Origin of the sequence: Sanguibacter sp. Leaf3, assembly GCF_001425965.1 — a bacterium.
In the GTDB taxonomy this organism is placed as follows: Bacteria; Actinomycetota; Actinomycetes; order Actinomycetales; family Cellulomonadaceae; genus Sanguibacter; species Sanguibacter inulinus.
In genome coordinates this window covers 1,240,061-1,262,051 of sequence record NZ_LMRH01000002.1, presented here as the reverse complement: position 1 = coordinate 1,262,051, position 21,991 = coordinate 1,240,061, and the positions used below count along the sequence as shown (strand labels likewise).

Genomic DNA, 21,991 nt, shown 5'->3' with positions numbered 1-21,991 from the left:
TCATGGTCCTAGGTGACTATTCCTCGATGGTGCGGACCACCCGGGCCGGGGAGCCGACGACGACGGTCCGGGCCGGGACGTCCTTGGTGACGATGGACCCGGCTCCCACGACGGCGTCGTCGCCGATGGTGACGCCGGGGAGCACGGTGACGTTCGCTCCGAGCCAGACGTTGTTGCCGATGACGACGGGTGAGGGGATGAGGTCGCCGCGCCGGGAGGGGGCGATGTCGTGCTGGAGCGTCGCGATGACGGCGTTGTGGCCGATGAGGCAGTCGTCGCCGATCGTGATGCCGCCCTGGTCCTGGAACCTGCAGCCGGCGTTGATGAACACGCGGCGCCCGAGCCGGATGTTCTTGCCGAAGTCTGAGGTGAAGGGTGGGAAGAGGGTCACGGACTCCTCGACGGTGGCTCCGGTGAGCTGCGAGAGCAGCTCGCGGACCCGCGCTGGCTCGTGGTACCCGGAATTCAGGTCGCCGGTGATCCGCAGAGCCTCTTGGCTCGTCTCGTGCATGATCGCGTGCGCGGGGGACCCAGCGGTGATGGTGTCGCCCGTCGCGAGTGCGTCGAGCAGGTCGGTGAGTGTCATGGTGCTCCGTTCTCGATGGGGGAGTCGTCTGCGCAGGAGTGTCCCCGGCCCTGCTGCCGGAGCCGCAGGCAGGTCCTGCGCCTGGGGGGTGGTGAGGTCGAGCGTGCCACGGGGGCGGGGCGTCTCGCCTGCAGTCTCTCAGGGCACGATGCTGATGGTGACGTCCCCGCCCTCCAGGCCAGACAGCTCGTCCTCGGTGGCGTCGTAGGTGCCGATGTGGACTGTCTCGTCGGAGAACCCGATGTCTGAGGCGTCGTAGTAGAACCCCAAGTTTCCCCAGGGCGTGAAGTAGATCAGGTCACCATCCTCGGGGTCGGACCCTGGTGACCCCGAGGTGTCGAGCTGACGGCCGACGGAGGCGATCTTCTCGCGGCCGGCGAACTCCTCGACCGTGGTGGTCACGGGCAGGATCGAGAGGAGGTCGCGGACTGTCGGGTTGTCTTCTCCGAGTGTGACGTCGACCGTCGTCTGACCGGAGGAGAACCGGACGACGGTGCCCTCGACCTCGTCGACCGGCGCAGCCGGTGATTCGGGTACGACAGGTCCCGGAGACTCAGGCGTGGGTCGGGGAGGTGACGCGGGTGAGGGCGCAGCGCTCGACGGCGCGGCGGGCGCCGGTGGTGAGCCGGCGGTGCTGCACCCGGTGAGAGGGAGCATGGCCGTGAGCGTGGCGCTGACGATGGCAGTCGTGCGCATCGGGTGTCTCTCCAGTCCCTCGGGGTGTGCAGCAGCGTGCTGCTCTCCAGGTCAGCACACCTGATGCAGGTGCCCCTCGGGAAGGCTCTGCTGAGAGGTGTACCAGCAGTACGTCGTCTGGCGGGCCGGCGCCGCGTAGCGTGGCGGGCATGAGCAGCTCGAGCGAGGCCCGTGACTTCTTGGTCTCTCGCCGGGCACGGGTGCGACCCGAGCAGGTAGGGCTGACCGCCGGCCCCAACCGACGCGTCGCAGGGTTGCGCCGTGGAGAGGTCGCCGACCTCGCGAACATCAGCGTCGAGTACTACTCCAAGCTCGAGCGCGGCCACCTCAGCGGAGTCTCCGACGCGGTGCTCCGCTCCGTGGCTCATGCCCTCCGTCTCGACGACGCGGAGACCGCGCACCTGTTCGACCTCGCTCGTGCGCTCACCACGAGTCCCACCAGGCGCGGGCGCCCCACCCGCCGCACGCCCACGATCCGAGCAGGGTTGCAGCAGACGCTCGACGCGATCACCGACGGTCCGGCGATCGTCCGCAACGGACGCATGGACCTGCTCGCCGCCAACACCCTGGGACGTGCGCTCTACTCCGACGTCTACCTGGACCCGCGCCGTCCGGCGAACTTCTCCCGCTTCACGTTCCTCGACCGAGAGCGGTCCGAGCGCTTCTACCCCGACTGGGACGCAGCCGCCGACGTCGCCGTGGCGATCATGCGCCTCGAAGCGGGGCGCGACCCTCACGACCGTGACCTCCAGGACCTCGTCGGTGAGCTGTCGACCTGCAGCGCGGACTTCCGTGAGCGGTGGGCCCGCCACAACGTGCGCCTGCACGCTGCAGGAGTGAAGCCTTTCCACCACGCCGCAGTCGGTGACCTCGTCTTGACCTACGAAGCCTTCGACCTGGCCGCGGACCTCGGCCTCAACCTCACCGTCTACTCCGCACCCGCCGGGTCTCCCACGGCAGACGGCCTCCGGCTCCTGGCCCGGTGGGCGGCCACGGGCGAGTCCGAAGAGGCTCCCTCCGCCCGTTCCACCCACCCCGTCGAGCAGTCCTAGGACGAGACACCGGCCGTCTGCCCGGTGTCAGGGGCGGATGAGCACCTTGATAGCCTCGCGCGAGTCCATGAGCCTGTACGCCTCGGCGATGTCGTCGAGCGGGAGCTCGCGGTCGAAGACCCGTCCAGGGTTGATCGTCCCGTCGAGCACCTGGGGCAGGATCTGATCGAGGTAGGCCCGGACAGGGGCGGGGCCGCCGGTCAGGGTCGCGTTCTTGCCGAACAACGAGCCGAATCCCACGGGGGCGTCTTCGTACTGGGGCAGTCCGACACGGCTGATCGTGCCGCCGGGGCGGACGATCCTGTAGGCGGGCATGTGGCCGACAGCCTCGAGGACGGCGTGAGAGCCGAGCCCACCGGTGATCTCCATGACCTTCGCGACACCGTCGTCGCCGCGCTCGGCGACGACGTGGGTGGCCCCGAACTCGCGGCCGAGGTCGGTGCGGGCGGTGTGTCGGCCCATGAGGATGATGGTCTCTGCGCCCAGCTGCTTGGCGGCCAGGACGGCTGAGAGGCCGACGGCGCCGTCGCCGACCACGGTGACGGTCGTGCCGGCTGTGACGCCTCCGCGGACGGCGGCGTGGTAGCCGGTGAGGTAGACGTCGGAGAGGGTGAGCAGGCTCGGCATCAGCGACTCGTCGGTCCCGGCGGGGACGACCACGGCCGTGCCGTCGGCGTAGGGCACGATCATCTTCTCTGCCTGGGCGCCGCTGAAGAACCCACCGTGGACGCAGGAGGTGTGGACGCCGTCCCGGCAGAACGCACACGTGCCGTCGGACCAGGCGAAGGGCACGATCACGGTGTCGCCGACGACGAGCGTGCGGACGTCCGCTCCGACCTCCTCGACGACGCCGATGGACTCGTGGCCCATGCTGACGCCCTCCGGGGTGTCGGCGAGGCTGTGGTAAGGGTGCAGGTCGGACCCGCAGACGCACGCGTAGGTGACGCGGATCAGAGCCTCGGTGGGCTTCTGGATGACGGGGTCGGGGACCTCGACGACGCGGACGTCGCCGGCGCCGAACATCAGTGCTGCCTTCATGATCTTCTTCCTGGTCGTGCTCGCGGGGCGCCCTCTGGGGCGTTGCGCGTGAGGGATGGGGAGGTGAGCCGGAGACACCTCGGGGTGGCTCCGGCTCGTGGAGCCCGGTGTCAGCGGACCTGGGTCCAGGTGCCGTGCAGCTGGACGAACTCTCCGCCGATGACGGAGGAGGCCATGCAGGCGCCGTTCGTGTAGTCCTCGATGTGGGTGACGTGGTCGCCGGAGTCCGGCTCGGTCCAGCGGACGACGTGCAGTCCGTCGCGGACCTTGGTGGTGGTGTACTCCATCGTCTCGACGCGGCCCTTGATGGCGCCGCCGGTGACCTCGAAGGTCACCTGGGACTCGGTGTCGAAGGTGATCTCGACGGTGAAGTGGCCCAGCGGGGTGTCGGGGCCGAGGTCGGCGAGCCAGGTCTGTCCGACGCTGGGGAGGGGTGCGTTGATCTCCATGGGGTTCTTCTCTCTTCGTGGTGTGCGGAGGTGGTGGGGGTCAGAGCTCGAGGACGAGGCGGCCGCGACGGCCGCGCTGCTCGAGGAGTGCGTGGGCGGCTGCGGCGTCAGCCGCGGGGAGCGTCCCGGCGACCCGGGTGGTCAGGCGCCCCTGCTCGACGGAGCGGGCGAGCCTGTCGATCGCGTCGTGGCGCAGGTGGGAGCGCATGACGTACGAGCCGAAGACGGAGATGCCGCGGCCCGGGTCGACAGCTGTGGGCAGGTAGAAGGCGATCTGACCGCCGTCACGCACCGCGCCGGTCACCTGGTCGGTGAGGATCGCGGCGTCGGCGAGAGCATCGGCGCCGCGCCCTCCGGTGAGCGCACGGACCTCTTCGACGAAGTCGGCAGCAGGGTCCACGACGTGCGTGGCGCCGAAGCCGCGCACGAGAGGCTCGTCGTCGGCCGAGGCGGAGGCGATGACCACCAGCCCGCGTGCTGCGGCGAGCTCGACGAGGTATCCGCCGACGGCGCCGGTCGCGCCGGTCACCGCCAGGACAGCGCCGGGTGCGAGGTCGAGGTGCTCGAGCGTGATCTCAGCCGTCAGGGCATTGGACAAGAACGATGCTGCCTCTGGGTATCCCACTGAGCTGGGCTTGCGCGTCACGGACAGGGACGGCAGGACGACGAGCTCGCTGTAGCCGCCGTGGCTGCCCTCGGGGACCACGAACCCTATCGCTGGGTCGCCGACCGTCAGGTCGAAGCCGTCGGGCTGCTCGGGGCCGATCTCGTCGACGGTGCCCGCGACGTCCATGCCCGGCACGACCGGGTCGGTGATCGGCTCGTCGTTGCCGGCGAAGCCGCCGGAGCGGATGATCGCGTCGACGGGGTTGACGGCGGCTGCGTGCACGCGGATGCGTACCTGCCCCGGTCCTGCGTGGGGCTCAGGGACGTCGAGGGCGCGGAGCACCTCGGGTGCTCCGTACTCGGTCAGTCCGATGACTCTCACTGTGCTTCTCCTTCGTCAGGATCGCCTGGAGGGGGGCCTCTCCGGCATCGTGATCTGACCCTGTCACCTCGGCGGAGGTCGTAGCAGGGGAGAGAAAATGTCCCCCCACGAGGGCCGGCGACCGGCAGCTGCCACGCCTGTCGGAGGCCGTGAGAGGATCGCCAGGTGGCGGGCGAGACGAGATGGCGAGAGCTGGGCGACTTCCTCCGGGCGCGTCGGGCTGAGCTCACCCCGGAGGACCTCGGCCTGGTCGCCTCAGGGCAGACCAGACGTGTCCCGGGGCTCCGCCGCGAGGAGGTCGCCCACGCGACGTCCATCAGCACGGAGTACTACGCGCGGCTCGAGCAGGGAAGGTTGCCTGCCTCGGCACCTGTCCTCGACGACCTCGCCCGGGTGCTCAGGCTCACACCGGACCAGCGGGTCTACCTCGCCGGTCTGTCCGGGAGACCGCTGACCGGTGCCAGGCCAGCCTTCCGGGAAGCTCTCGACGTGCCCGTCCAGCGGATGCTCGACAACCTCGTCGGGACCCCGGCCTTCGTGATGGGACCTCGGACCGAGATCGTCGGGTGGAACGACCTCGGTGCGGCACTCATCACCGACTTCGCTGCGATCCCTGAACGTGAGCGGTACTTCATCCGGCTGCTCTTCACAGACCCGGCGATGCGGCTGCTCTACGCGGACTGGCTCAGCGTGGTGGACCTCGCGATCGCCCAGCTGCGCATGGACAGCGCCACCGACCCAGAGGACGAACAGCTCCGCGAGATCGTCCGCGAGCTCTCGGCCCTCGACCCTGACTTCCACGAACTGTGGAACGGGCAGGAGGTCGCCGCACGAGGATCGGGGACGAAGATCCTGCGTCACCCGGTCGTGGGAGAGCTCGCCCTGGACTGGGGAGCGCTCACCGACGGCGCTGGCCACACGATCATCGTCTGGACCTCAGAACCCGGGTCTGTCACCCATGACCGAGTCCTGCGCCTGGCGGAGATCGCCGAGGAGGGCTGATCGAGGCGGCCCCGACGGGACTCGTCGGTCGACCGGTCCTCAGACCCACCCGCGGTCGTGGGCTGTCGCGGCGGCGGTGACCCTGGAGTCGGCGTGCAGCTTGGCCATCGCCGAGGAGAGGTGGTTGCGGACCGTGCCGTGCGCGAGGCCGAGCGTCTTCGCGATGTGCTTGGTCGGCAGCCCCTCGCGCGTGAGGCGCAGCACGTCGGTCTCGCGTGCGGTGAGCGGGCTCTCCTCCTCGGTGAGTGCTGCTGCTGCCAGCGTCGCGTCCACGTACCTCTCGCCCGAGGCGACCGACCGGATGATGGCGGCGAGGCCGGACGCCGGGGTCGACTTCGGGACGAAGCCGCGGACCTTCGCGGCCAGCGCCCGACGCAAGGTTCCGGGGCGAGCGTGCCGGGTGACGATGATGATCTGCGAGGTGGGGTGGGACCTCAGCTCGTGCGCGACCTCGATCCCGTCGAGCCCGGGCATCTCGAGGTCGAGCAGCACGACGTCGGGGTCGTGCTCGAGGACGGCGGCGACAGCGGCGTGGCCGTCGTCGACGTCGGCGACCACCTCGATGTCGGGTTCGAGGGAGAGCAGGGCGACGAGTGCGCCGCGGATGAGCCCTTCGTCGTCGGCGATGACGATCCGGATCATCGGGCGACCTCAGACTGCAGCGCCGCGGTGCGTGCGGGGATGCGCACGACCAGGGTGAAGGTGTCGCCGCGCCGGCTCGTCGACACGGTCCCGTCCCACGAGGTGACCCGTTCGGTCAGGCCAGAGAGACCCGTACCCCCTGGGCGGACCGGACCGGATCCGTCGTTGGTCACCGTGAGGCGGTAGTCCTGCTCCGGGGTCAGGACCAGCTCGAGGGACGCCTCGGTCGCCCGGCTGTGACGGAGGATGTTGGTCGCCGCCTCACGGATCGCCACGGCGAAGACCGCACCAGCGAGCGCCGGGAGATCGGGGACGTCGATCTGGGCCTCGCAGCGGATGTCCGCCGACCGCAAGACCGCCGCGGCGTTCCGGGCCTCGACGGCCACCGTGACGGTGCGGTAGTCGTTGACCACGGCGCGCGTGTCGTCGAGGGCCGCCTGGGCGATCGCCCGGATGTCCGCGAGCTCGGCCGCCGCGAGATCCGGCTGGTCGGCGAGCAGACGACGTTCGGCGAGCTCTCCCTTGAGGGCGATCACCTGCAGGTGGTGGCCCTGGATGTCGTGGAGGTCGGTCGCGAACCGCAGCCGCTCGGTCGCGACGGCGAGGTCGGAGGCGGTCCGGCGGGCCTCGTCGAGGCGGAGCACGACGCGCAGGACCCAGACTGCGCTGAGCGGCATGGTGGTGACCACCACGAGCGTGCTGACCACCACGAGGGTCGTGCCGTCGTCGACAGGTGTGCTGACCACGGGTGTCGGGTCGGCCTGCGAGGCGAGGGCACCTCCCACGGTGAGCACCGCGAGGGTGCCCAGGATCGCGGCGAGGCTCCACCAGCGGGGCACGACGCAGCTGAGCATCCCGCCCGCGGTGACGAGCAGGAAAGCCCATCCCCACCCGCCGAAGGGTGGCAGCAGGGCGACGCCCCAGGTCGCGGTCGCCACCACCAGGAGCAGGACGACCCACAGGTTCCGCTCCGAGACACCTCCGGTCGTCCGCAGCAACGACGGGACCGCGGCGAGAGCGAGCACCACCGAGACGACCGTCAGGACCACGAGGAGGACCTGCCGCGGGCCGTCTGCCCCTCCGCCCGGCCCGAGGACCAGCTGGAGGAAGGCGGCGGTGACCACGAGGACCCAGAGGGTCACGGCCGTCGACGCGCACATCCACCGCAGGTCGGCCGCGCGTCGAGAGCTGCCCGGCAGGCCGTGTGTCATGTGCTCAGCGTACCGAGAGGGAGGTGAGGAGCTCGTCGGTGTCGCGCGCGATCTGCGGCGACTGCGTGTGGTGCAGGTAGTGCTCACCGTCGAGGGGGACGACCTCGCCGTGGTCGACGCTCGCCGCCTGGTCCTCGTGCAGCTCGAGCCAGCCGTCGACGTCCGAGTCGTCCTGCACGACGAAGAGCAGGACCGGCAGCGTCGACGGGAAGGTCAGACCGCTGACCGAGGCGAAGTTCTCGGGCGTGCGGTCCATCTCGTCGAGCAGGGTCGGAGCCGTCGAGTTCTTCGTGGTGAGGAAGCGCATCTGCTCCTTCGTGTCCTCGTCGTAGGGCAGGCCGGCGTAGGTGTCCCCGCCGATCGCGGACAGCACCCGCAGCAGGCCGAGGGTGCGCAGCTGGGCGAGACCGTCGGTCGGTACCGGGTCGTCCCAGCCGGGCTGGTCCGGCACGCTGCTGTCGATCCCGACGAAGGCGACGAGCTCGTCCGGGTACAGCTCGCTGTACTCGAGGGCGTAGATGCCGGCGATCGAGTGCCCCATGAGCACGTAGCGGTCGACACCGAGCTGCTGCAGCGCCTCGTGCACTTCTGAGGCGATGTTCGCCGCCGTGCGCGGCGAGTCGGTCTGGTCGCTCAGACCTGTGCCGAAGGGCTCGACGGCGATCACCCGGTGGGTGTCGTCGAGCTCGGCGATCAGCGGCTCGAAGTCGAGCCCCGGGGCGGCGGTGCCGAGCCCCGGGAGGAGGACGATGGTCTCGTCGCCGGTGCCGCTGACGACGACGTTCATCTGCTTGCCGTCGACGGGGACGAGCTCGCCGTACGGCGTGATCGCGGCCAGGTCCGACTTCGTCGCGACCACGTTGACGATGGAGGTGGTCGTCAGAGCCAGGACGGGGAGCGCGACGACGACGCCGACGGTCCACAGGGTGATCTTCAGGGGCTTGCGCATGAAATCCTCGTCTTCAGGGAGGCGGCTCGAGGGCCGCTGTGCAGTTCCTCAAGGACACCGGAGATCGGGATCGCGCAGAAGTGCCGTGATGTCACCCGAGACCCATGACTGATGTCATGGGTGCAGGGCATCCGGGGTCGTTCTACCGGCGACCGCCTTGCCCGCCGCGCACCCGCTCGCCCATACTGCGGGCGTGAACCAGCAGCCCCAGCAGACTGTCCTCGTCGGAGCCCCGGGGAGCGGGAAGTCGACCGTCGGGGAGATCCTCGCGGCGGCCACGGGTCGTCCCCATGTCGATGCCGACGCGGCGAGCGCAGACTTCTACGGAGAGGTCGGCTGGTCGGTCGAGCGACTCGGTGCCAGGGCGTCCGAGGTCGGGTTCTCCCTCGCGCACGAGGAGTGGGAGGTCGCGCTCGCGCACGCCGTCGAGCGCCTCGTCGAGACATCACCCGGTGCCGTCATCTCTTTGGGTGCCGGGCACTCGCACGTCACCGACGACGCGCTCTTCGAGCGTGTGGTGCGTGCTCTCGGGGCGGCGGACCAGGTGGTCCTGCTGCGGCCCTCGGACGACCTCCAGGTCTCGCTCGAGGTCCTGCGGCAGCGGTGCCTCGACGACAAGGGGACTGCGTGGAAGGTCGACGGCGAGGACTGGCTCGAGCGGTGGCTCACGGACGGGCGCGACGAGCGGGTCGCGACGCACCACGTGCTCACCGCCGGGATGACCCCGGATCAGACGGCCCGCGTGGTGGCAGGGCTAGCGGGTCGCGGCCTGTCGGTCGGCCGCGGCTGACTTCTCCGGGGCGTGAGCCTCCGCGCGGTCGCGGATGCCGCGCAGCATCTTCTGGGTCATGAGCAGGCTCACCCACTCGACAGGTTCTGCGAGCAGTGCTGCCCACGCGGACGTGTAGCCGTAGCGCTCGCGGACGACGAGACGGCACGACCTGTCGTCGACGGGGAAGAGCACAAAAGACCACGAGAACTCGTAGGGCATCGTCGGAGGTGCGGTGGCCAGGGCCTTCCCGCCGGGTGCGGGGGAGTCGTCCTCTCCAGCGGGTGCGATCTTCAACGAGGCCCGGACGGCTGACGTGCTCGGCGCTCCCGACAGCACCAGAGCGTGGCCAGGGTCGAGGGCCGCGACGACGAGCCGGACCTGGTCGGAGAGCCGGACCGTGTCGCCCGGCGCGAGACCTTGGAGGTGGGGCACGACAGTGTCGGCACTCCGGATGCCGAGCCTGGCGAGGTCTTCGAGCCTGTCGTAGCTGTAGAAACCGCCCCGTCCCTGCCCTATCTGCACGAGCCAGGGCCAGACGTCCGATGCCGGTGCGTCGATCATGATCGCGCGGGTCGCCTCGAGGTCGGGGTAGGGGACGAGCTCGTCTCCGGGGAGGACGCAGCGGCGCTCGTCAGGTGAGGCGCCCCAGCCGAGCGAGATGCGGCGGGCTGCCGCCAGCGCGACCGCCGCCACGAGCAGGGCGAGAGGCGCAGGACGGCGACGGGTCATCCCTCCAGCCAACCGCTCGTGCGCGGGAGGCGCCACGGACCATCGTCCCGACGAGGTCCGCCCTCGCCTGGTCTGTCCGACGCCGGCGGCGACCGCTAGCCTCGGACGATGCGACTCGTGCGAGAGAACCGGTTCCAGCTGACAGTCGCGCTGGGGGCGTTGCTCTTGATCGTGGGCGCCGTCGTCGCGATGCGCGCCCCGAGGTCGATGACCTTCGGGTGGTTCGAGTACGCGCCGGCCGCCGCGGTCGCCCTCAGCCCGGACGGCTCGCCAGGATTCCAGATGGTCAGCACGTCTCTGCTGGTGGGGCTGGCAGTCGCTGCAGCAGGCCTCCTCCTGCTCGTCGCGACCCTGGCCTACGGGGCTGGTCTGCGCCGCGGACGGGGTACCCGGTCCGGTGAGCCCACGCAGGACTGACCGGCCACCAGGAGGGCTCGGAATTCAGCCTCCGCGTCGAGGGCGGACAGGAGCATACTCAGGTGCGTGGGCTCGGTGCGGTGCTCTCGCCGTGACGTGCCGACACCTCATCCGCGCGACGATCGGGACGATCATGACCACCCTGAACCCGTACCTCAACTTCCCCGGCACTGCCCGCGACGCCATCACCTTCTACGCCAGCGTGTTCAGCGGAGAGCCCACCCTCTCGACCTTCGGCGAGTTCGGGATGGCTCAGGACCCTGCGCAGGCTGACCTCGTCATGCACTCCCAGCTGACGAGCCCGTCGGGTCTCGTGCTCATGGCCTCTGACTCCCCGGACAGCGCGGACCTCGTCGTCGGGTCGAACGTCTCAGTCTCGCTCAGCGGAGACGACGAGGCAGAGCTGCGCGGGTACTGGGACGCGCTGGTCGACGGCGGGCAGGTCACCGTACCCATGGAGGCGTCTCCGTGGGGTGACGTCTTCGGCATGCTCGTCGACAAGTTCGGGATCAGCTGGCTGGTCAACGTCGCGGTGACCCCACCCGAGGGCTGAACCCGGGAGAGCGGCCGGGCAGGGCCTGTGCTGGTGCGTGCGTGTGGACAATCCGCTCGTCGCGTGCCAGCCTCGACCTCGTCCCACCCCGCACCGACGAGAGTAGTTCGATGGTTCCCCTCGCGTATGTCATCGCTGGATCCGAGGCCACTGGTGGCGCCGGGATCCAGGTCGACCTCAAGACCTTCCAGCAGCTCGGCGTCTACGGCGTCGGCACGCTCACCTGCATCGTCTCCTTCGACCCCAAGAACGACTGGGGACACAGGTTCGTCCCGGTCGCGCCCGAGGTGATCGCGGACCAGTTCGAGGCCGCGACGAGCTGCTACGACCTCGACGTCGTGAAGATCGGCATGCTCGGGACCCCTGCGACGATCGACGTGGTGGCCCGCTCGCTCGCGAGCCAACCGTGGCGGCACGTGGTCCTCGACCCTGTGCTGATCTGCAAGGGCCAGGAGCCCGGCGCCGCGCTCGACACCGACACGGCGCTGCGTGAGCAGATCCTGCCGCTCGCCACGGTCATCACCCCGAACGTCTTCGAGGCCAAGACCCTCGCCGGGATGGAGTCGATCACGACAGTCGCCGACCTCGAGGAGGCGGCCCGCCGCATCTACGAGCTCGGTCCGCGCTACGTGGTCGTCAAGGGAGGTGTCGAGCTCGAGGGGCCGGACGCCGTCGACGTGCTGTTCGACGGTGAGGAGGTCACCGTGTACTCGACGCCGAAGATCGGCCAGGAGCGGGTGAGCGGGGCCGGTTGCACCTTCGCTGCGGCCATCACCGCCGAGCTCGCGAAGGGCACAGACGTGCCCGAGGCCGTCGCCGTCGCGAAGCAGCTCGTGACGGCGGGCATCACCGAGCGGGTCAGCTCGCACGCGCCCTTCGACACCGTGTGGCAGGGTGCGGCGGTCTGACTGCCCCGTCCGGGCGACGGGCTCTCCCCGCCGCCCGGACCACCCCGCACCGTGGTGTGAGGGATGATGGACCCGACCGATCGACGAACGAGGGCTGCTGTGAGCGAGAAGACCGAAGAAGAGCTGACCATCTGGATCAAGGAGCAGATCGACGCGTACGACGCCGGGACCATCGACCCCGACCTCGCTGCGCACCTCGACGCCGAGATCCCCGGCTGGAACGACGCCGGTGCCCGCGCCCGCGTGACGCCTGAGCCGGCTGTCGAGGACACCGAGGCCATGGCCGCCTGGATCGAGATCAACCGGGTCGCGCACGTGGCCGGCTCGCTCCCCGAGGGGCGTGCGGAGTACCTCGACTCGATCGCGCCCGGCTGGTCTGAGGCACCGGCGGCTGACGCCGACGAGGTCGAGGCCGCGGCTGACGTGCCTGTCACCGAGCCGACAGACTGACTCCTCTGGACCTGTCCGTCACGTGTGCGGACAGACGAACGATGCCCTCGCCCGGGTCTCCGGGGCGAGGGCATCGTCGTCCGCGGGGTGGTCCCGGGGGACTGGGCAGCAGCACCAGCACCGACAGCCCAGCCGCTACTCAGCGTCGCGCGCGGCGCACGAGCGCCCAGGTGGTCGGCAAGATGCCCGCGATCAGCAGCGCCTTCACGGTGTCGCCGACCAGGAACGGGGCGACACCGAGACGCAGCGCCGTCGCGAGGTCCACGTCGAGGAAGGCCATGAGCCACGGGACGCCGCCCGCGTAGACCACGACGGAGGCGAGCAGGACGAGCCCGACCGAGCGCAGCGGGGTCTTGTCCTGCCCGCGGCGGGCGAGGTGACCGGCGAGAGCCGCGGCCGGCAGGTACGCCAGGATGTAGCCGAAGGACGCGAAGGCCCAGCCGCTGCCGCCGTCGCCGTAGACGGGGGCGCCGAGCATCCCGACGAGCACGTAGAGCGCCACGCTCAGGCTGCCTCGCGTGGTGCCCAAGGCGGCTCCGGTGAGCAGCACGCCGAGGGTCGCGAGGCTGATCGGCACAGGGGTGAAGGGCAGCGGGACGGCGACCTGCGCGAGGACGGTCACCACGAGGGTCCCTGTGAGCACGAGGAGCGTGTCGACCGCGGTGCGCGAGAGTGCGACGGGGCGGGGGAGCAGGTCGGCGAGGACAAGACTGTCGAAGGGTGAGCGGCTGGGGCCGAGCGGGAGAGCTGTGGACATCGGGACTCCTGACCTGAACGTTGTTCAAGGACTTGAACGGCGTTCAAGGTATCTGGCTCGTGAGGTAGCGTCAAGCACCGCGAGCGATGCCGCTACCGCCCGTGGTACGAGAGGATCGGCCTCTGGGCGACGGCGCTGCCGAACCCGTACCAGACCGTCGAGGCAGAAGGGCCAGGACCCAGACCGTGGCACTGACCAGGAGCGACGTCGTCGACGCGGCGATCAGGATCCTCGACGAGTACGGTCTCGGCGACCTCACCATGCGGCGCCTCGCGGCGTCGCTCGGGGTCCAGCCCGGCGCCCTCTACTGGCACGTCGCGAACAAGCAGGCGCTGCTCGGCGCCGTCGCCGACAGGATCCTCGAGCACCTCGACGACGACATGCCCACGGGCGACTGGGACCTGAGGTTCAACGAGCTGGCGCACAGGCTGCGGGCGGCGCTGCTCGCGCACAGGGACGGGGCCGAGGTGGTCGCTGCTGCGCACTCCCTGCGGACTGGGCAGGGCGGGACGCTCGCCCTGCTCTCGCAGGTCCTCGCGGACGCCGGCTTCACCCCGGCCGAGGCGGAGCTCGCCGCGCTCGCCGTCCTGCACTACGTGCTGGGCCACACCGCCGACGAGCAGGGGCACGCGCAGTCCGAGACCCTCGCACGGACCGCAGGCACACCAGCCGCGGGCGACACCGCGTCTCCGGCGGGTCTGGCGACGCCGGGGACGGCGACCCCGGGTACACCAGAGGGGGCTGCCGGTGGTCCGCAGACCTCCGACAGCCCCCTCGCGGGCGAGACCGCCCGTTTTGGCTTCGGTCTCAGCGTGTTCGTCGACGGGCTCCGTGCCCGGCTGACCTGATGCTCTAGACCAGCAGGCGTCAGGACGACAGGCGGCAGAGCAGCAGGCGGTAGACCGGCAGGAGGCGCCTCAGGAGACGCCGAGGTCCGAGATGATCTGGACCCGCGGCATGGTCGCGAGCAGCACGCCCGGGAGCGTGATCTTGGAGCGCCGCACCCCAGAGCCGATGACGATCCAGCCAGCCTTGGCGCCGTCGTCGAGGAGCACGGGCCACTGCTTGCCGAGCCCGATGGGGCTGATGCCGCCGTACTCCATGCTCGACTCGGTCACCGCGCGGTCGACAGGCACGAAAGACGCCTTGCGCACGTTGAGCAGGGACTTCACGGTCCCGTTGATGTCGGCCCGCGACGACGCCCTGACGGCCGCGGCCGCCGTGCGCTCGACACCCTCACGCTTGCCGGCGACGAGCACGCAGTTGACCGACTGCGTCATCGTGATGTCGTACGCCTCGCACATCGCCGCCGTGTCAGACACCTCGGGGTCGATCTCCGCGACGAACACCTTGTCGGCGACCGTCGGGTCCGAGGCCGCCCACTCGAGGAGCGCCGCGTGCGTGACGTCGGCGAGCAGCTCGGGGTGGTCGACCGCCCTCAGCCACGTGAGCGTCCCGATGGTCGGGGCTGCAGGCTGAGGGGTTCCGGTGCCGGACGAGGTGGTCTCTGGAGAGTGTCGGTCAGGCATGCGTGCAGGCTATCCCAGCTGGAACGTGGCGGTGAGCGTAGCCCGGGCGACAGTGTGGAACACGGCAGTGAAGTGCACCACAGCGGGGCTGACCTCGGGGTCGAGGTCGAGGCTGTCGACGTCGAGGGCGTGCACCGCGAAGACGTAGCGGTGCGGGCGGTCGCCCTTCGGCGGGGCGGCACCGAGGTAGTCGAACTCTCCGCCGTCGTTGCGGACGTGGAACGCGGCGCCGGGGAGCATCAGGTCGCTCGACCCGTCACCCTGCTCGAGCTCGGTGACCTCGAGCGGGACGTCGACGACGTTCCAGTGCCACCAGCCCGAGGGCACCGGGGCGTCGGGGTCGAACATGCTCACGAGGAAGGACTGCGTGGTGTCGGGGAAGCCCGACCAGGCCAGGTGCGGCGAGGTGCTGCCACCCTCGGCGGAGAACTCGGCTCCGAGGGGTGCGCCCTCGGTGAGGTCGTCGCTGGTCAGCGTGAACGACGGCACGGCGGGGAGGAGGGAATAGGGCACGGGTGCGACGGGGCGGCTCAGGTCCATGCCTCCATCATGGACTCATCTCAGGGTGCCCTGCACGCCCGGACCGCGACGACGCCCGCACCACGAGCCACGGGTCGAGGGAGACGGTGCGCCGGGGACGGCGGCGCCCTTCGCCGAGGCGTGCGGTGAGCAGCTCGACAGCAGCCCGGCCCACCTCGCTCTTCGGCGGACGGACCGCTGTGAGCGCGGGCTCGGCCATGCTGGCCACCTCGTCGTCGTAGGCGACCACCGCCAGGTCACCCGGGACCCTGATACCCCGGTCTGCGCACAGCTGGAGCAGCGCGATCGCCTCGGGGTCGGAGTGGACGAGCAACGCCGTCGTCCCCGTCTGCTGGACCTGGGCCATGCGCTCGTCGAGCACCTGCTCCCAGGCCTCGTCGCCGAAGCCGACGGCCCGCCCGACGAGGTCGTCGCCCGAGGGCATCCCGAGCTCGTCGCAGGCCTCGCGCCAGCCGGCCCGGATGAGGTCGGCGTGCGGGCTCGTCGCCGTGACGAGCCCGACACGACGGTGCCCCTGCCCGTGCAGGTGGCGCACGGCGAGCCCGGCCCCGTAGGCGTGGTCTGTACGCACCCACTCCACCCGCTGGGTGTGGACCCCTGCGGGTGGTTGCCGCTCGACCAGGACCACCGGCACGTCGAGGGTGTCGAGCCAGCGCACGAGGTCGCGCCCCTCCTCGCCCTCGACCTGCGGGGCGAGCAGCAGACCGTCGACCTCCCCGGAGTCGAGCAGCCTGCGGATGTTCGACCTGTCGTCGCTCACGCTGTACGACGACCCGCGCACCACGACGCGGTCCCGGCCGAGGGTCGCCGCAGCCCTCGCCCCGTGGACCACCTGCGGCCAGTAGAAGCTGAGCGAGGGCACGACCATGCCGATCGTGAAGCGCGTGGTGCCCGTCCCGCGCGACCTGCTCGTGGAGCTCGTGCCGACGTCGAGCGTGCTGCGCAGGGTCGCACCGCCGTGCACCCGGGTCACGAGGCCCTCGTCGGCCAGGGCGGTGATGTCGCGCCGCACGGTGATCTCGCTGACCCCGATCTCGGCGGCGAGGCGGCTGACGCGCACCGAGCCGTCGCGGCGGAGCTCGTCCATGATCCGCTCACGCCGCTGGAGCCCGAAGGTGTGCGGGGTGGTGACGGTACGCGGGGTCGTCATGCGGCCGGTCCGTCGGACGGTCCGTCGGCGGTGCCGAGAGGTGCGCCAGCGGAGATCACGACTGTCGTGGTCCGGCCCCGGGTCGTCTCGTCCTGCTCGCCTGTCTCTGAGCCCTCTGAGCCGTCTGACCTGTGCCCCTCTGCGTCGTCCGGTCCCGTGAGGACGAGGTCGAGCCGGGTGAGGTGGTCACCCCACACGTCGGTGAGCAGCGGGTCGTCGAGGGTGCAGACCGTGAGGCGGGCCGTCGCTGCGGCGGGGTCCCAGCGCAGCAGCGCGGCGCGAGCGGCACCCGGTGCGCGGACCTCGGCCTCACCCGGCGCGGTGAGGGTGACCCCGCCGTGCAGCAGGAACCGGACCTCGTCCACGGGAGTCGGCTCAGGGGTGGCCGGGGCTGCCGGGTGCGAGATCGGGACTGTGGTCGAGGCAGGGGAGCGTCGGGCAGACCGCCGGTCGCAGACGACCACCTCGCCGTGCTCGCGGTCGAGGGTCACGGTGCGTCGCCAGGTCTCAGGGGGCAGGCCGGGATAGGCGGCCGACAGGTCGAGCGACAGCGACGAGCGAGAGGGACGGGTCTGGCCCTCGGCGAGCTCGACCCGCACACCGGCTGCGGCAGACGCACGCCCCGGCGGCTGCTCGGTCCCCGCCACGACCGGGACGTTGTGCCAGCCGCTCTGCATGGTCCAGATGTCGTACCGTCCGGGGCCGAAGGTCTGCGCCGTGTACGTCGGCTGACCGGCGTCGACGACCACGGGGACCCCGTCGAGGGCGACGATCACGCTGCCCACGTCGTCGTGGTTGTGGTGCTCGTCGTTGTGCCCACCCTTGACGGCGAGCGTCAGGCCTTCGGGGCTGCCGGCCTGCTCGCGGGCGACGAGCAGCTCGACGGAGGGCAACCACGTCTCGAGCGGCAGGGGAGCGCCGGGCGTCGTCCCTGAGCGCCCGGCGGCGACCCACGCCAGGTCGGTCAGACCGCGCAGCGCCCTGCCCAGGCCTGCGTGCTCGGTGACGAGCGGCCGCCCGGGGTCCGCGTGCGAGGCCGCGTGGGCGGTGACCGCGTCGTCACCGAGCAGCCGCCCCCAGCGGTGCAGCACGTGCCACGGCTGGTCCGGCGTGGGGCGCGCCGGTCCGTCGGCGACGTTGACGTACCAAGGGCCGGCCACCTGCATGCGGTGCGGGAAGCGTGCCGTCTCCCGGACGGCGGGCACACGGGTCGCGTCGAGGGTGCCCGCCGTCGCGTGGTGCAGCAGGTCGAGAGACTCGAGAGCCCGTCCTGCGCCGTTCCACCAATAGCTGTACCCCTCGTCGATCGCCCCGTCGGCCGGGATCGACGCGACGAACCTGTCCAGGCCCTCGATCACCAGACCCACGAGGCGCGCAGCCTCGGCGGGGTCGTCGACGAGCCCGAGGACAGCCACCAGGACGTTGCCGTGGATCCACGGGTTCCAGTTGTGGACGTCGCCGTCGAGACCGAGCCAGTGCCAGTCGCGCCGCCGGGAGAAGGGCTCGAAGACCCGCTCCTGCGCCTCGTGGCGGACCCGGGTCCGCACGCCCGGTGCCCGCGCGTCGAGGGCGTCCCCGAGCAGCGCGTCGACCCACGCGAGCTGGGCGACGACCTCCCCGGCACCGAGGTCGAGATACGGGTCGGTGACCGTCGGTGTCACCGCGCCGTGGGCTGAGAAGGTGTCGTCGTGCGCGGCCCACGACCACCCGCTCTGCTCGCACAGCAGCACGAGACCGTCGACGGTCTCGTCGAGCCACGCCTCGTCACCCGTCCACGCCGCCATGACCGCGGCGCGGCTCAGGCGGTGCTGGCGCTCGCGGACGCGGTCTTCGTAGGCCGTCCGGTCTCCGTCGCGGAAGAACCTCGCGTAGTCGCTCGCGAGCGGGACGGGCCAGGGCTGGGTGCGGTCTGCCTCCGCGTGGGCCGCGAGCGCGGTCAGGGTGGGCAGGTCCACCTGTGCCCAGACGTCGCGCTCGCCCGAGGATGGTACGGGCAGGCCGAGGGTCAGCGTGCGCGGCCGGGCACCGGGTCCCAGGTGGTCGTGCCAGGTGGACAGCAGCGGTCCCGCGGCTCCTGCGTCGTCCTGCGTGCCGCGTGCGACGGGGTGGCTCTCGGGGGCGGGGGTCATGCGTGCCTCGCTGACTCTCGAACGTCGGTGTTCGAGCCTGATCGAGTGTGTCGGTCTCTGATCGACCTGGTTGCCGGTCATCGTAGCGCCGGTCTTGACTGAGAGCGCAGCCCGCAGCCCGCAGCCCGCAGCCCGCCGCTCGACGACGTTCGACGATGCTCACCGAGGAGACCCATGCCCCCCGCCGGACCCGTCCCGCCCCTGCGGCGCCCCCGTGCGCTCGCGCTCATGGCCGACGACGTCTTCGACCAGCAGATGGACGGGCCCAGGCTCGACAGGTTCGCCCGGCTCGCCACGCTCACCGACCTGGTCCACACCGACACCCTCGACAGCCCGCAGGTCCGCGAGGCGGCCCGCGACGTCGAGGTGCTCCTCACCTCCTGGGGAGCACCGCGCCTCACCGCCGCTCGTCTCGACCACCTGCCCGCCCTGCGCGCTGTGCTGCACTGCGCCGGGAGCGTGCGACCCCACGTGAGCGACGCGCTCTGGGAGCGGGGCATCCAGGTGACCACCGCCGCCGACGTCAACGCCGTCCCCGTCGCCGAGTTCACCGTCGCCGCTATCGTCCTGGCCAGCAAGAAGGTGTTCACCCTCGGTGCCCTCGCCCGCCAGCACCGCGACGCCCAGTCCCGCCGCGACGACCTGGGACCGCTGAGCACCTTCGGGCTGACCGTCGGCGTCGTCGGGTTCTCCCGCGTCGGGCGACGCGTCGTCGAGAGGCTCCAGGTGCTCGACGAGTGCACCTGCCTGGTCGTCGACCCCTACGCCGACCCGGCCGAGGTCGCCGCGGCCGGTGGGACCCTGGTCAGCCTCGAGCAGATGCTCGGGCGCGTCGACGTCCTCTCGCTGCACGCCCCGTCGGTCCCCGCGACAGACCGGATGATCGGCGCCGCCGAGCTCGCCGCCCTGCCCGACCACGCCACCCTGGTCAACACCGCCCGCGGCAGCCTCGTCGACCACGACGCGCTCGCGGCCGAGTGCCTCACAGGTCGCCTGCACGCCGTCCTCGACGTCACCGACCCGGAGCCGCTGCCCGAGACGTCACCGCTGTACGGGCTCCCGAACGTCATGCTCACCCCGCACGTGGCCGGGTCGCTCGGCTCCGAGACGCTGCGCATGACCACGAGCGCCCTCGACCAGCTCGAGCTCTACGCCGCCGGGTTGCCGCTGACCGCCACCATGACGCGCGAGCTGCTGGAGGTCAGCGCATGAGCCCCCACGAGGCTCCCCGCCGTCCGACCGTCCTCGACGTCCCTGCCGACCACGAGCTCTCGCCGTGCACAGGCTGGACCCGCGCCCACTGGGCCGCGCTCGCCGACGACCTGCTCGTCGCGACCCGGCCGTGGACCTCGCCCGACTGCTCGCACGTCGACCTCCCCGGTCGCACAGGCGGCTACGGCCACGACATCGACGGCCTCGAAGGATTCGCGCGCACCTTCATGCTCGCGGCCTTCAGGCTCGCGGGGGAGCGCGGCCACGACCCGCTCGACCTCGCCGGGCGCTACGCCGCAGGCTTCGCGGCCGGCACCGACCCGGCCAACCCGCGCCGCTGGACGCGCCCCGACGAGCACGGGCAGGCGAAGGTCGAGGCCGCAGCGCTGGTCATCGGCCTCGACATGACCCGGCCGTGGATCTGGGACCGCATGACCCCGCAGGTCCAGCAGCAGGTGGTCGACTATCTCGCGACGGTGGTGGGTGGGGAGTACCCGCAGAACAACTGGGTGTGGTTCAGGATCGTCGTCGAGACCTTCCTGAGGTCCGTCGGCGGTCCGTGGTCGGCCGAGGACATCGAGTCCGACCTCGCCACGCACGACACCTTCGTGCGCGAGGACGGCTGGTACGCCGACGGGCCCGAGCGCAGCTTCGACTACTACACGGGGTGGGCGCTCCACCTCTACCCGGTGCTCTGGGCACGCATGGCCCCCGACGACCCCCTGGTGCTGTCGCGGCGTGCGCGCCTCGACGCGCACCTCGACGACTACCTGGGCCAGGCGGCGGCCCTCGTCGGGGCAGACGGGGCCCCGCTCTTCGAGGGACGCAGCCTGGTGTACAGGTTCGCGGCGGTGGCGCCCTTCTGGGCGGGTGCGCTCTCTGGGTCGACGGCTCTCACACCCGGTCAGACGCGCCGGGCGGCGTCGGGGATCGTCAGGCACTTCACCGAGCACGGCGTGCCCGACGAGCGTGGCCTGCTCACGCTCGGCTGGCACGGGGAGTGGCCCGACCTCGCCCAGCACTACTCAGGCACGGGGTCGCCCTACTGGGCGTCGAAGGGGATGCTCGGGCTCGCGCTGCCGGCCGAGCACCCTGTGTGGACGGCGACCGAAGAACCGCTCCCGGTCGAGCGGGGCGACGTGCTCACGGTGGCGCGGGCGCCAGGGTGGCTGGTCTCGGGGACCCGCGCAGACGGGCTCGTCAGGGTGGTCAACCACGGGACGGACCACGCTCTGCCCGGCGACGCGGTGACCGACTCCCCGGTCTACGCGCGGCTCGGGTACTCGACGGCCACGTCACCCGTGATGGGTTCCCGCGGCGCGGCAGACCCCCTCGACCAGTCCGCTGCTGTCGTCGGTCCGGACGGGCGGCTGAGCCACCGCTCCGGGCTCGAGACGGTGAGCGTCGGGGTCGTCGCGCTCGAGGGTGCTGGCAGTGCTGAGGGTGCCGAGGGTGCCGGAGGTGGCGGGGATCCCGCAGGCACGGGCGGTGCTGTCGCGCAGGCCGGGGTGGCGTTCTCCCGCAGCAGGGCGCACTGGGTGCGACCGGCCGACGACGCACGCGACTACGGCTCGGGGCTCGCCGGCGAGGTCACCTGGGGGCCGTGGGTGACCACGGGGTCTGTGGTCCGCGGGGCCTGGGAGGTGCGGCTCGTCCTGGTCGACGCGGTGCCCGGGGCGACGAGCGGCCGGTTGCGGGTCGCCGGGTGGGCGCTGTCGGACACGGTGCCGCCAGCCGTGGTGGTCGAGGGGGCTGGCGGTACGGGTGCAGGTGCGAGCGAGGTGGAGGAGGTCGCCGCCCGGCCGGTGGTGCGTGCGTCGACGAGGACGCTCGTCTCGTCCCTGCACGCGATGGTCGGAGACCTGGTCGCGGGCGCAGACGTCGAGGAGGACGTCACCCCGTTGGGCCCGTGCACAGCGGTGCCGTGGCTCGAGACACCGGGGGAGCCCGGTGCCGGGTGGTACGCGGTGGCCGTGCGGCTCGCGGGGGCAGCCGTCCCCGAGGGGGCGCCGCCGCAGGTCGTGGGAGCCGGCGCTGCCGGCGCTGTCGGTGGCGTCGGTGATGCTGGGCGCACAGGCAGCACCGTGCGGGTCGTGTGGTCCGACGGGGCGTCGTGCCAGGTCGAGCTGCCTGTCGGGGGTCTCATGACCTGACGGGCGGTCTGGCTGCGGGCCGTCGGGACGGGTGAGGTCGGCGTCCGGGGCTGCTCGGTGTCGGTGACGTGACGTATCG

Annotated in this window: 24 protein-coding genes; 10 read left to right on the top strand and 14 right to left on the bottom strand. The window is 71.4% G+C overall.

All coding sequences use genetic code 11. The features are described from left to right. Positions 1-16: 16 nt before the first annotated feature. The gene (locus tag ASG53_RS13015; protein ID WP_056133691.1) at positions 17-586 is read right to left on the bottom strand and encodes a sugar O-acetyltransferase; all 570 of its coding nucleotides are present in this window, start codon (positions 584-586) and stop codon (positions 17-19) included. A 138-nt stretch (positions 587-724) separates the two neighbouring features. Next, positions 725-1,282, bottom strand: a complete 558-nt coding sequence (locus ASG53_RS13010) for a cyclophilin-like fold protein (protein WP_056133688.1) — start codon at positions 1,280-1,282, stop codon at positions 725-727. A gap of 149 nt (positions 1,283-1,431) precedes the next feature. Here ASG53_RS13010 and ASG53_RS13005 point away from each other — a divergent pair, with 149 nt between their 5' ends. Beyond that, positions 1,432-2,334 (top strand): helix-turn-helix domain-containing protein, encoded by a 903-nt coding sequence (locus tag ASG53_RS13005; protein WP_056133685.1) that lies wholly within the window; start codon positions 1,432-1,434, stop codon positions 2,332-2,334. A gap of 27 nt (positions 2,335-2,361) precedes the next feature. Here ASG53_RS13005 and ASG53_RS13000 read toward each other — a convergent pair whose 3' ends face one another. The 3 genes from ASG53_RS13000 to ASG53_RS12990 form a co-directional block, all read right to left on the bottom strand. Beyond that, positions 2,362-3,372, bottom strand: a complete 1,011-nt coding sequence (locus tag ASG53_RS13000) for an alcohol dehydrogenase catalytic domain-containing protein (RefSeq protein WP_200945495.1) — start codon at positions 3,370-3,372, stop codon at positions 2,362-2,364. A gap of 110 nt (positions 3,373-3,482) precedes the next feature. Beyond that, positions 3,483-3,821, bottom strand: a complete 339-nt coding sequence (locus ASG53_RS12995) for a MoaF-related domain-containing protein (protein WP_056133683.1) — start codon at positions 3,819-3,821, stop codon at positions 3,483-3,485. A 40-nt stretch (positions 3,822-3,861) separates the two neighbouring features. Beyond that, positions 3,862-4,809 (bottom strand): NADP-dependent oxidoreductase, encoded by a 948-nt coding sequence (locus ASG53_RS12990; RefSeq protein ID WP_056133680.1) that lies wholly within the window; start codon positions 4,807-4,809, stop codon positions 3,862-3,864. A gap of 165 nt (positions 4,810-4,974) precedes the next feature. Between ASG53_RS12990 and ASG53_RS12985 the strand changes: the two genes are divergently transcribed. Continuing rightward, positions 4,975-5,811 carry a helix-turn-helix domain-containing protein gene (locus ASG53_RS12985; RefSeq protein ID WP_056133677.1) on the top strand — a complete coding sequence of 279 codons (837 nt, stop codon included), beginning with the start codon at positions 4,975-4,977 and terminating at the stop codon, positions 5,809-5,811. Between the two features lie 39 nt (positions 5,812-5,850). On the opposite strand, the gene ASG53_RS12980 is transcribed toward ASG53_RS12985, so the two are convergent. From ASG53_RS12980 to ASG53_RS12970, 3 genes are read right to left on the bottom strand one after another with little or no spacing between them, the layout of a single operon-like run. Then, entirely contained in the window at positions 5,851-6,453 is a 603-nt protein-coding gene (locus ASG53_RS12980) for a response regulator transcription factor (RefSeq protein WP_056133674.1), read from the bottom strand. After that, complete coding sequence (locus ASG53_RS12975) at positions 6,450-7,664, bottom strand: sensor histidine kinase (RefSeq protein WP_056133671.1); 1,215 nt, start codon at positions 7,662-7,664, stop codon at positions 6,450-6,452. The genes ASG53_RS12980 and ASG53_RS12975 overlap by 4 nt, the downstream gene beginning before the upstream one ends. Positions 7,665-7,668: 4 nt before the next feature. Next, positions 7,669-8,613, bottom strand: coding sequence for an alpha/beta fold hydrolase (locus ASG53_RS12970; RefSeq protein WP_056133668.1), 945 nt, complete (start codon positions 8,611-8,613; stop codon positions 7,669-7,671). Between the two features lie 193 nt (positions 8,614-8,806). Here ASG53_RS12970 and ASG53_RS12965 point away from each other — a divergent pair, with 193 nt between their 5' ends. After that, positions 8,807-9,403, top strand: coding sequence for a shikimate kinase (locus ASG53_RS12965; RefSeq protein WP_056133664.1), 597 nt, complete (start codon positions 8,807-8,809; stop codon positions 9,401-9,403). On the opposite strand, the gene ASG53_RS12960 is transcribed toward ASG53_RS12965, so the two are convergent. Continuing rightward, positions 9,368-10,114, bottom strand: a complete 747-nt coding sequence (locus ASG53_RS12960) for a hypothetical protein (RefSeq protein ID WP_056133661.1) — start codon at positions 10,112-10,114, stop codon at positions 9,368-9,370. The two genes, ASG53_RS12965 and ASG53_RS12960, sit on opposite strands and share 36 nt — an antisense overlap. 108 nt (positions 10,115-10,222) lie before the next feature. Here ASG53_RS12960 and ASG53_RS12955 point away from each other — a divergent pair, with 108 nt between their 5' ends. The 4 genes from ASG53_RS12955 to ASG53_RS12940 all read left to right on the top strand — a co-directional run bounded on the left by ASG53_RS12955 (position 10,223) and on the right by ASG53_RS12940 (position 12,442). Next, positions 10,223-10,531 carry a hypothetical protein gene (locus ASG53_RS12955; protein ID WP_156382785.1) on the top strand — a complete coding sequence of 103 codons (309 nt, stop codon included), beginning with the start codon at positions 10,223-10,225 and terminating at the stop codon, positions 10,529-10,531. Between the two features lie 130 nt (positions 10,532-10,661). Continuing rightward, a complete protein-coding gene (locus ASG53_RS12950) occupies positions 10,662-11,084 on the top strand; it encodes a VOC family protein (protein ID WP_056134305.1) in 423 nt (140 codons plus the stop codon). A 110-nt stretch (positions 11,085-11,194) separates the two neighbouring features. Continuing rightward, positions 11,195-11,992 (top strand): bifunctional hydroxymethylpyrimidine kinase/phosphomethylpyrimidine kinase, encoded by a 798-nt coding sequence (gene thiD / locus ASG53_RS12945; RefSeq protein ID WP_056133655.1) that lies wholly within the window; start codon positions 11,195-11,197, stop codon positions 11,990-11,992. 99 nt (positions 11,993-12,091) lie between these two features. Further along, positions 12,092-12,442, top strand: a complete 351-nt coding sequence (locus ASG53_RS12940) for a hypothetical protein (RefSeq protein ID WP_056133652.1) — start codon at positions 12,092-12,094, stop codon at positions 12,440-12,442. A 139-nt stretch (positions 12,443-12,581) separates the two neighbouring features. On the opposite strand, the gene ASG53_RS12935 is transcribed toward ASG53_RS12940, so the two are convergent. After that, the gene (locus ASG53_RS12935; RefSeq protein ID WP_056133648.1) at positions 12,582-13,199 is read right to left on the bottom strand and encodes a biotin transporter BioY; all 618 of its coding nucleotides are present in this window, start codon (positions 13,197-13,199) and stop codon (positions 12,582-12,584) included. A gap of 185 nt (positions 13,200-13,384) precedes the next feature. On the opposite strand from ASG53_RS12935, the gene ASG53_RS12930 reads away from it, so the two are divergent. Further along, on the top strand, positions 13,385-14,047 hold the full coding sequence (locus tag ASG53_RS12930; protein WP_056133645.1) for a TetR/AcrR family transcriptional regulator C-terminal domain-containing protein: 663 nt from the start codon (positions 13,385-13,387) through the stop codon (positions 14,045-14,047). 69 nt (positions 14,048-14,116) lie between these two features. Here ASG53_RS12930 and ASG53_RS12925 read toward each other — a convergent pair whose 3' ends face one another. From ASG53_RS12925 to ASG53_RS12910, 4 genes are read right to left on the bottom strand one after another with little or no spacing between them, the layout of a single operon-like run. After that, positions 14,117-14,728: a YbaK/EbsC family protein gene (locus ASG53_RS12925; protein ID WP_082544020.1), complete on the bottom strand. Its 612-nt coding sequence runs from the start codon at positions 14,726-14,728 to the stop codon at positions 14,117-14,119. 9 nt (positions 14,729-14,737) lie between these two features. After that, positions 14,738-15,268, bottom strand: a complete 531-nt coding sequence (locus tag ASG53_RS12920) for a YbhB/YbcL family Raf kinase inhibitor-like protein (RefSeq protein WP_056133643.1) — start codon at positions 15,266-15,268, stop codon at positions 14,738-14,740. A 7-nt stretch (positions 15,269-15,275) separates the two neighbouring features. Further along, entirely contained in the window at positions 15,276-16,418 is a 1,143-nt protein-coding gene (locus ASG53_RS12915) for a substrate-binding domain-containing protein (RefSeq protein WP_056133640.1), read from the bottom strand. Next, the gene (locus ASG53_RS12910) at positions 16,415-18,547 is read right to left on the bottom strand and encodes a heparinase II/III domain-containing protein (RefSeq protein WP_082544019.1); all 2,133 of its coding nucleotides are present in this window, start codon (positions 18,545-18,547) and stop codon (positions 16,415-16,417) included. The genes ASG53_RS12915 and ASG53_RS12910 overlap by 4 nt, the downstream gene beginning before the upstream one ends. Positions 18,548-18,721: 174 nt before the next feature. Between ASG53_RS12910 and ASG53_RS12905 the strand changes: the two genes are divergently transcribed. Together ASG53_RS12905 and ASG53_RS12900 are read left to right on the top strand one after the other, a co-directional pair. Further along, positions 18,722-19,759 carry a hydroxyacid dehydrogenase gene (locus ASG53_RS12905; RefSeq protein WP_056133637.1) on the top strand — a complete coding sequence of 346 codons (1,038 nt, stop codon included), beginning with the start codon at positions 18,722-18,724 and terminating at the stop codon, positions 19,757-19,759. Further along, entirely contained in the window at positions 19,756-21,912 is a 2,157-nt protein-coding gene (locus ASG53_RS12900) for a DUF2264 domain-containing protein (RefSeq protein ID WP_082544018.1), read from the top strand. The genes ASG53_RS12905 and ASG53_RS12900 overlap by 4 nt, the downstream gene beginning before the upstream one ends. Positions 21,913-21,991: the final 79 nt, after the last annotated feature.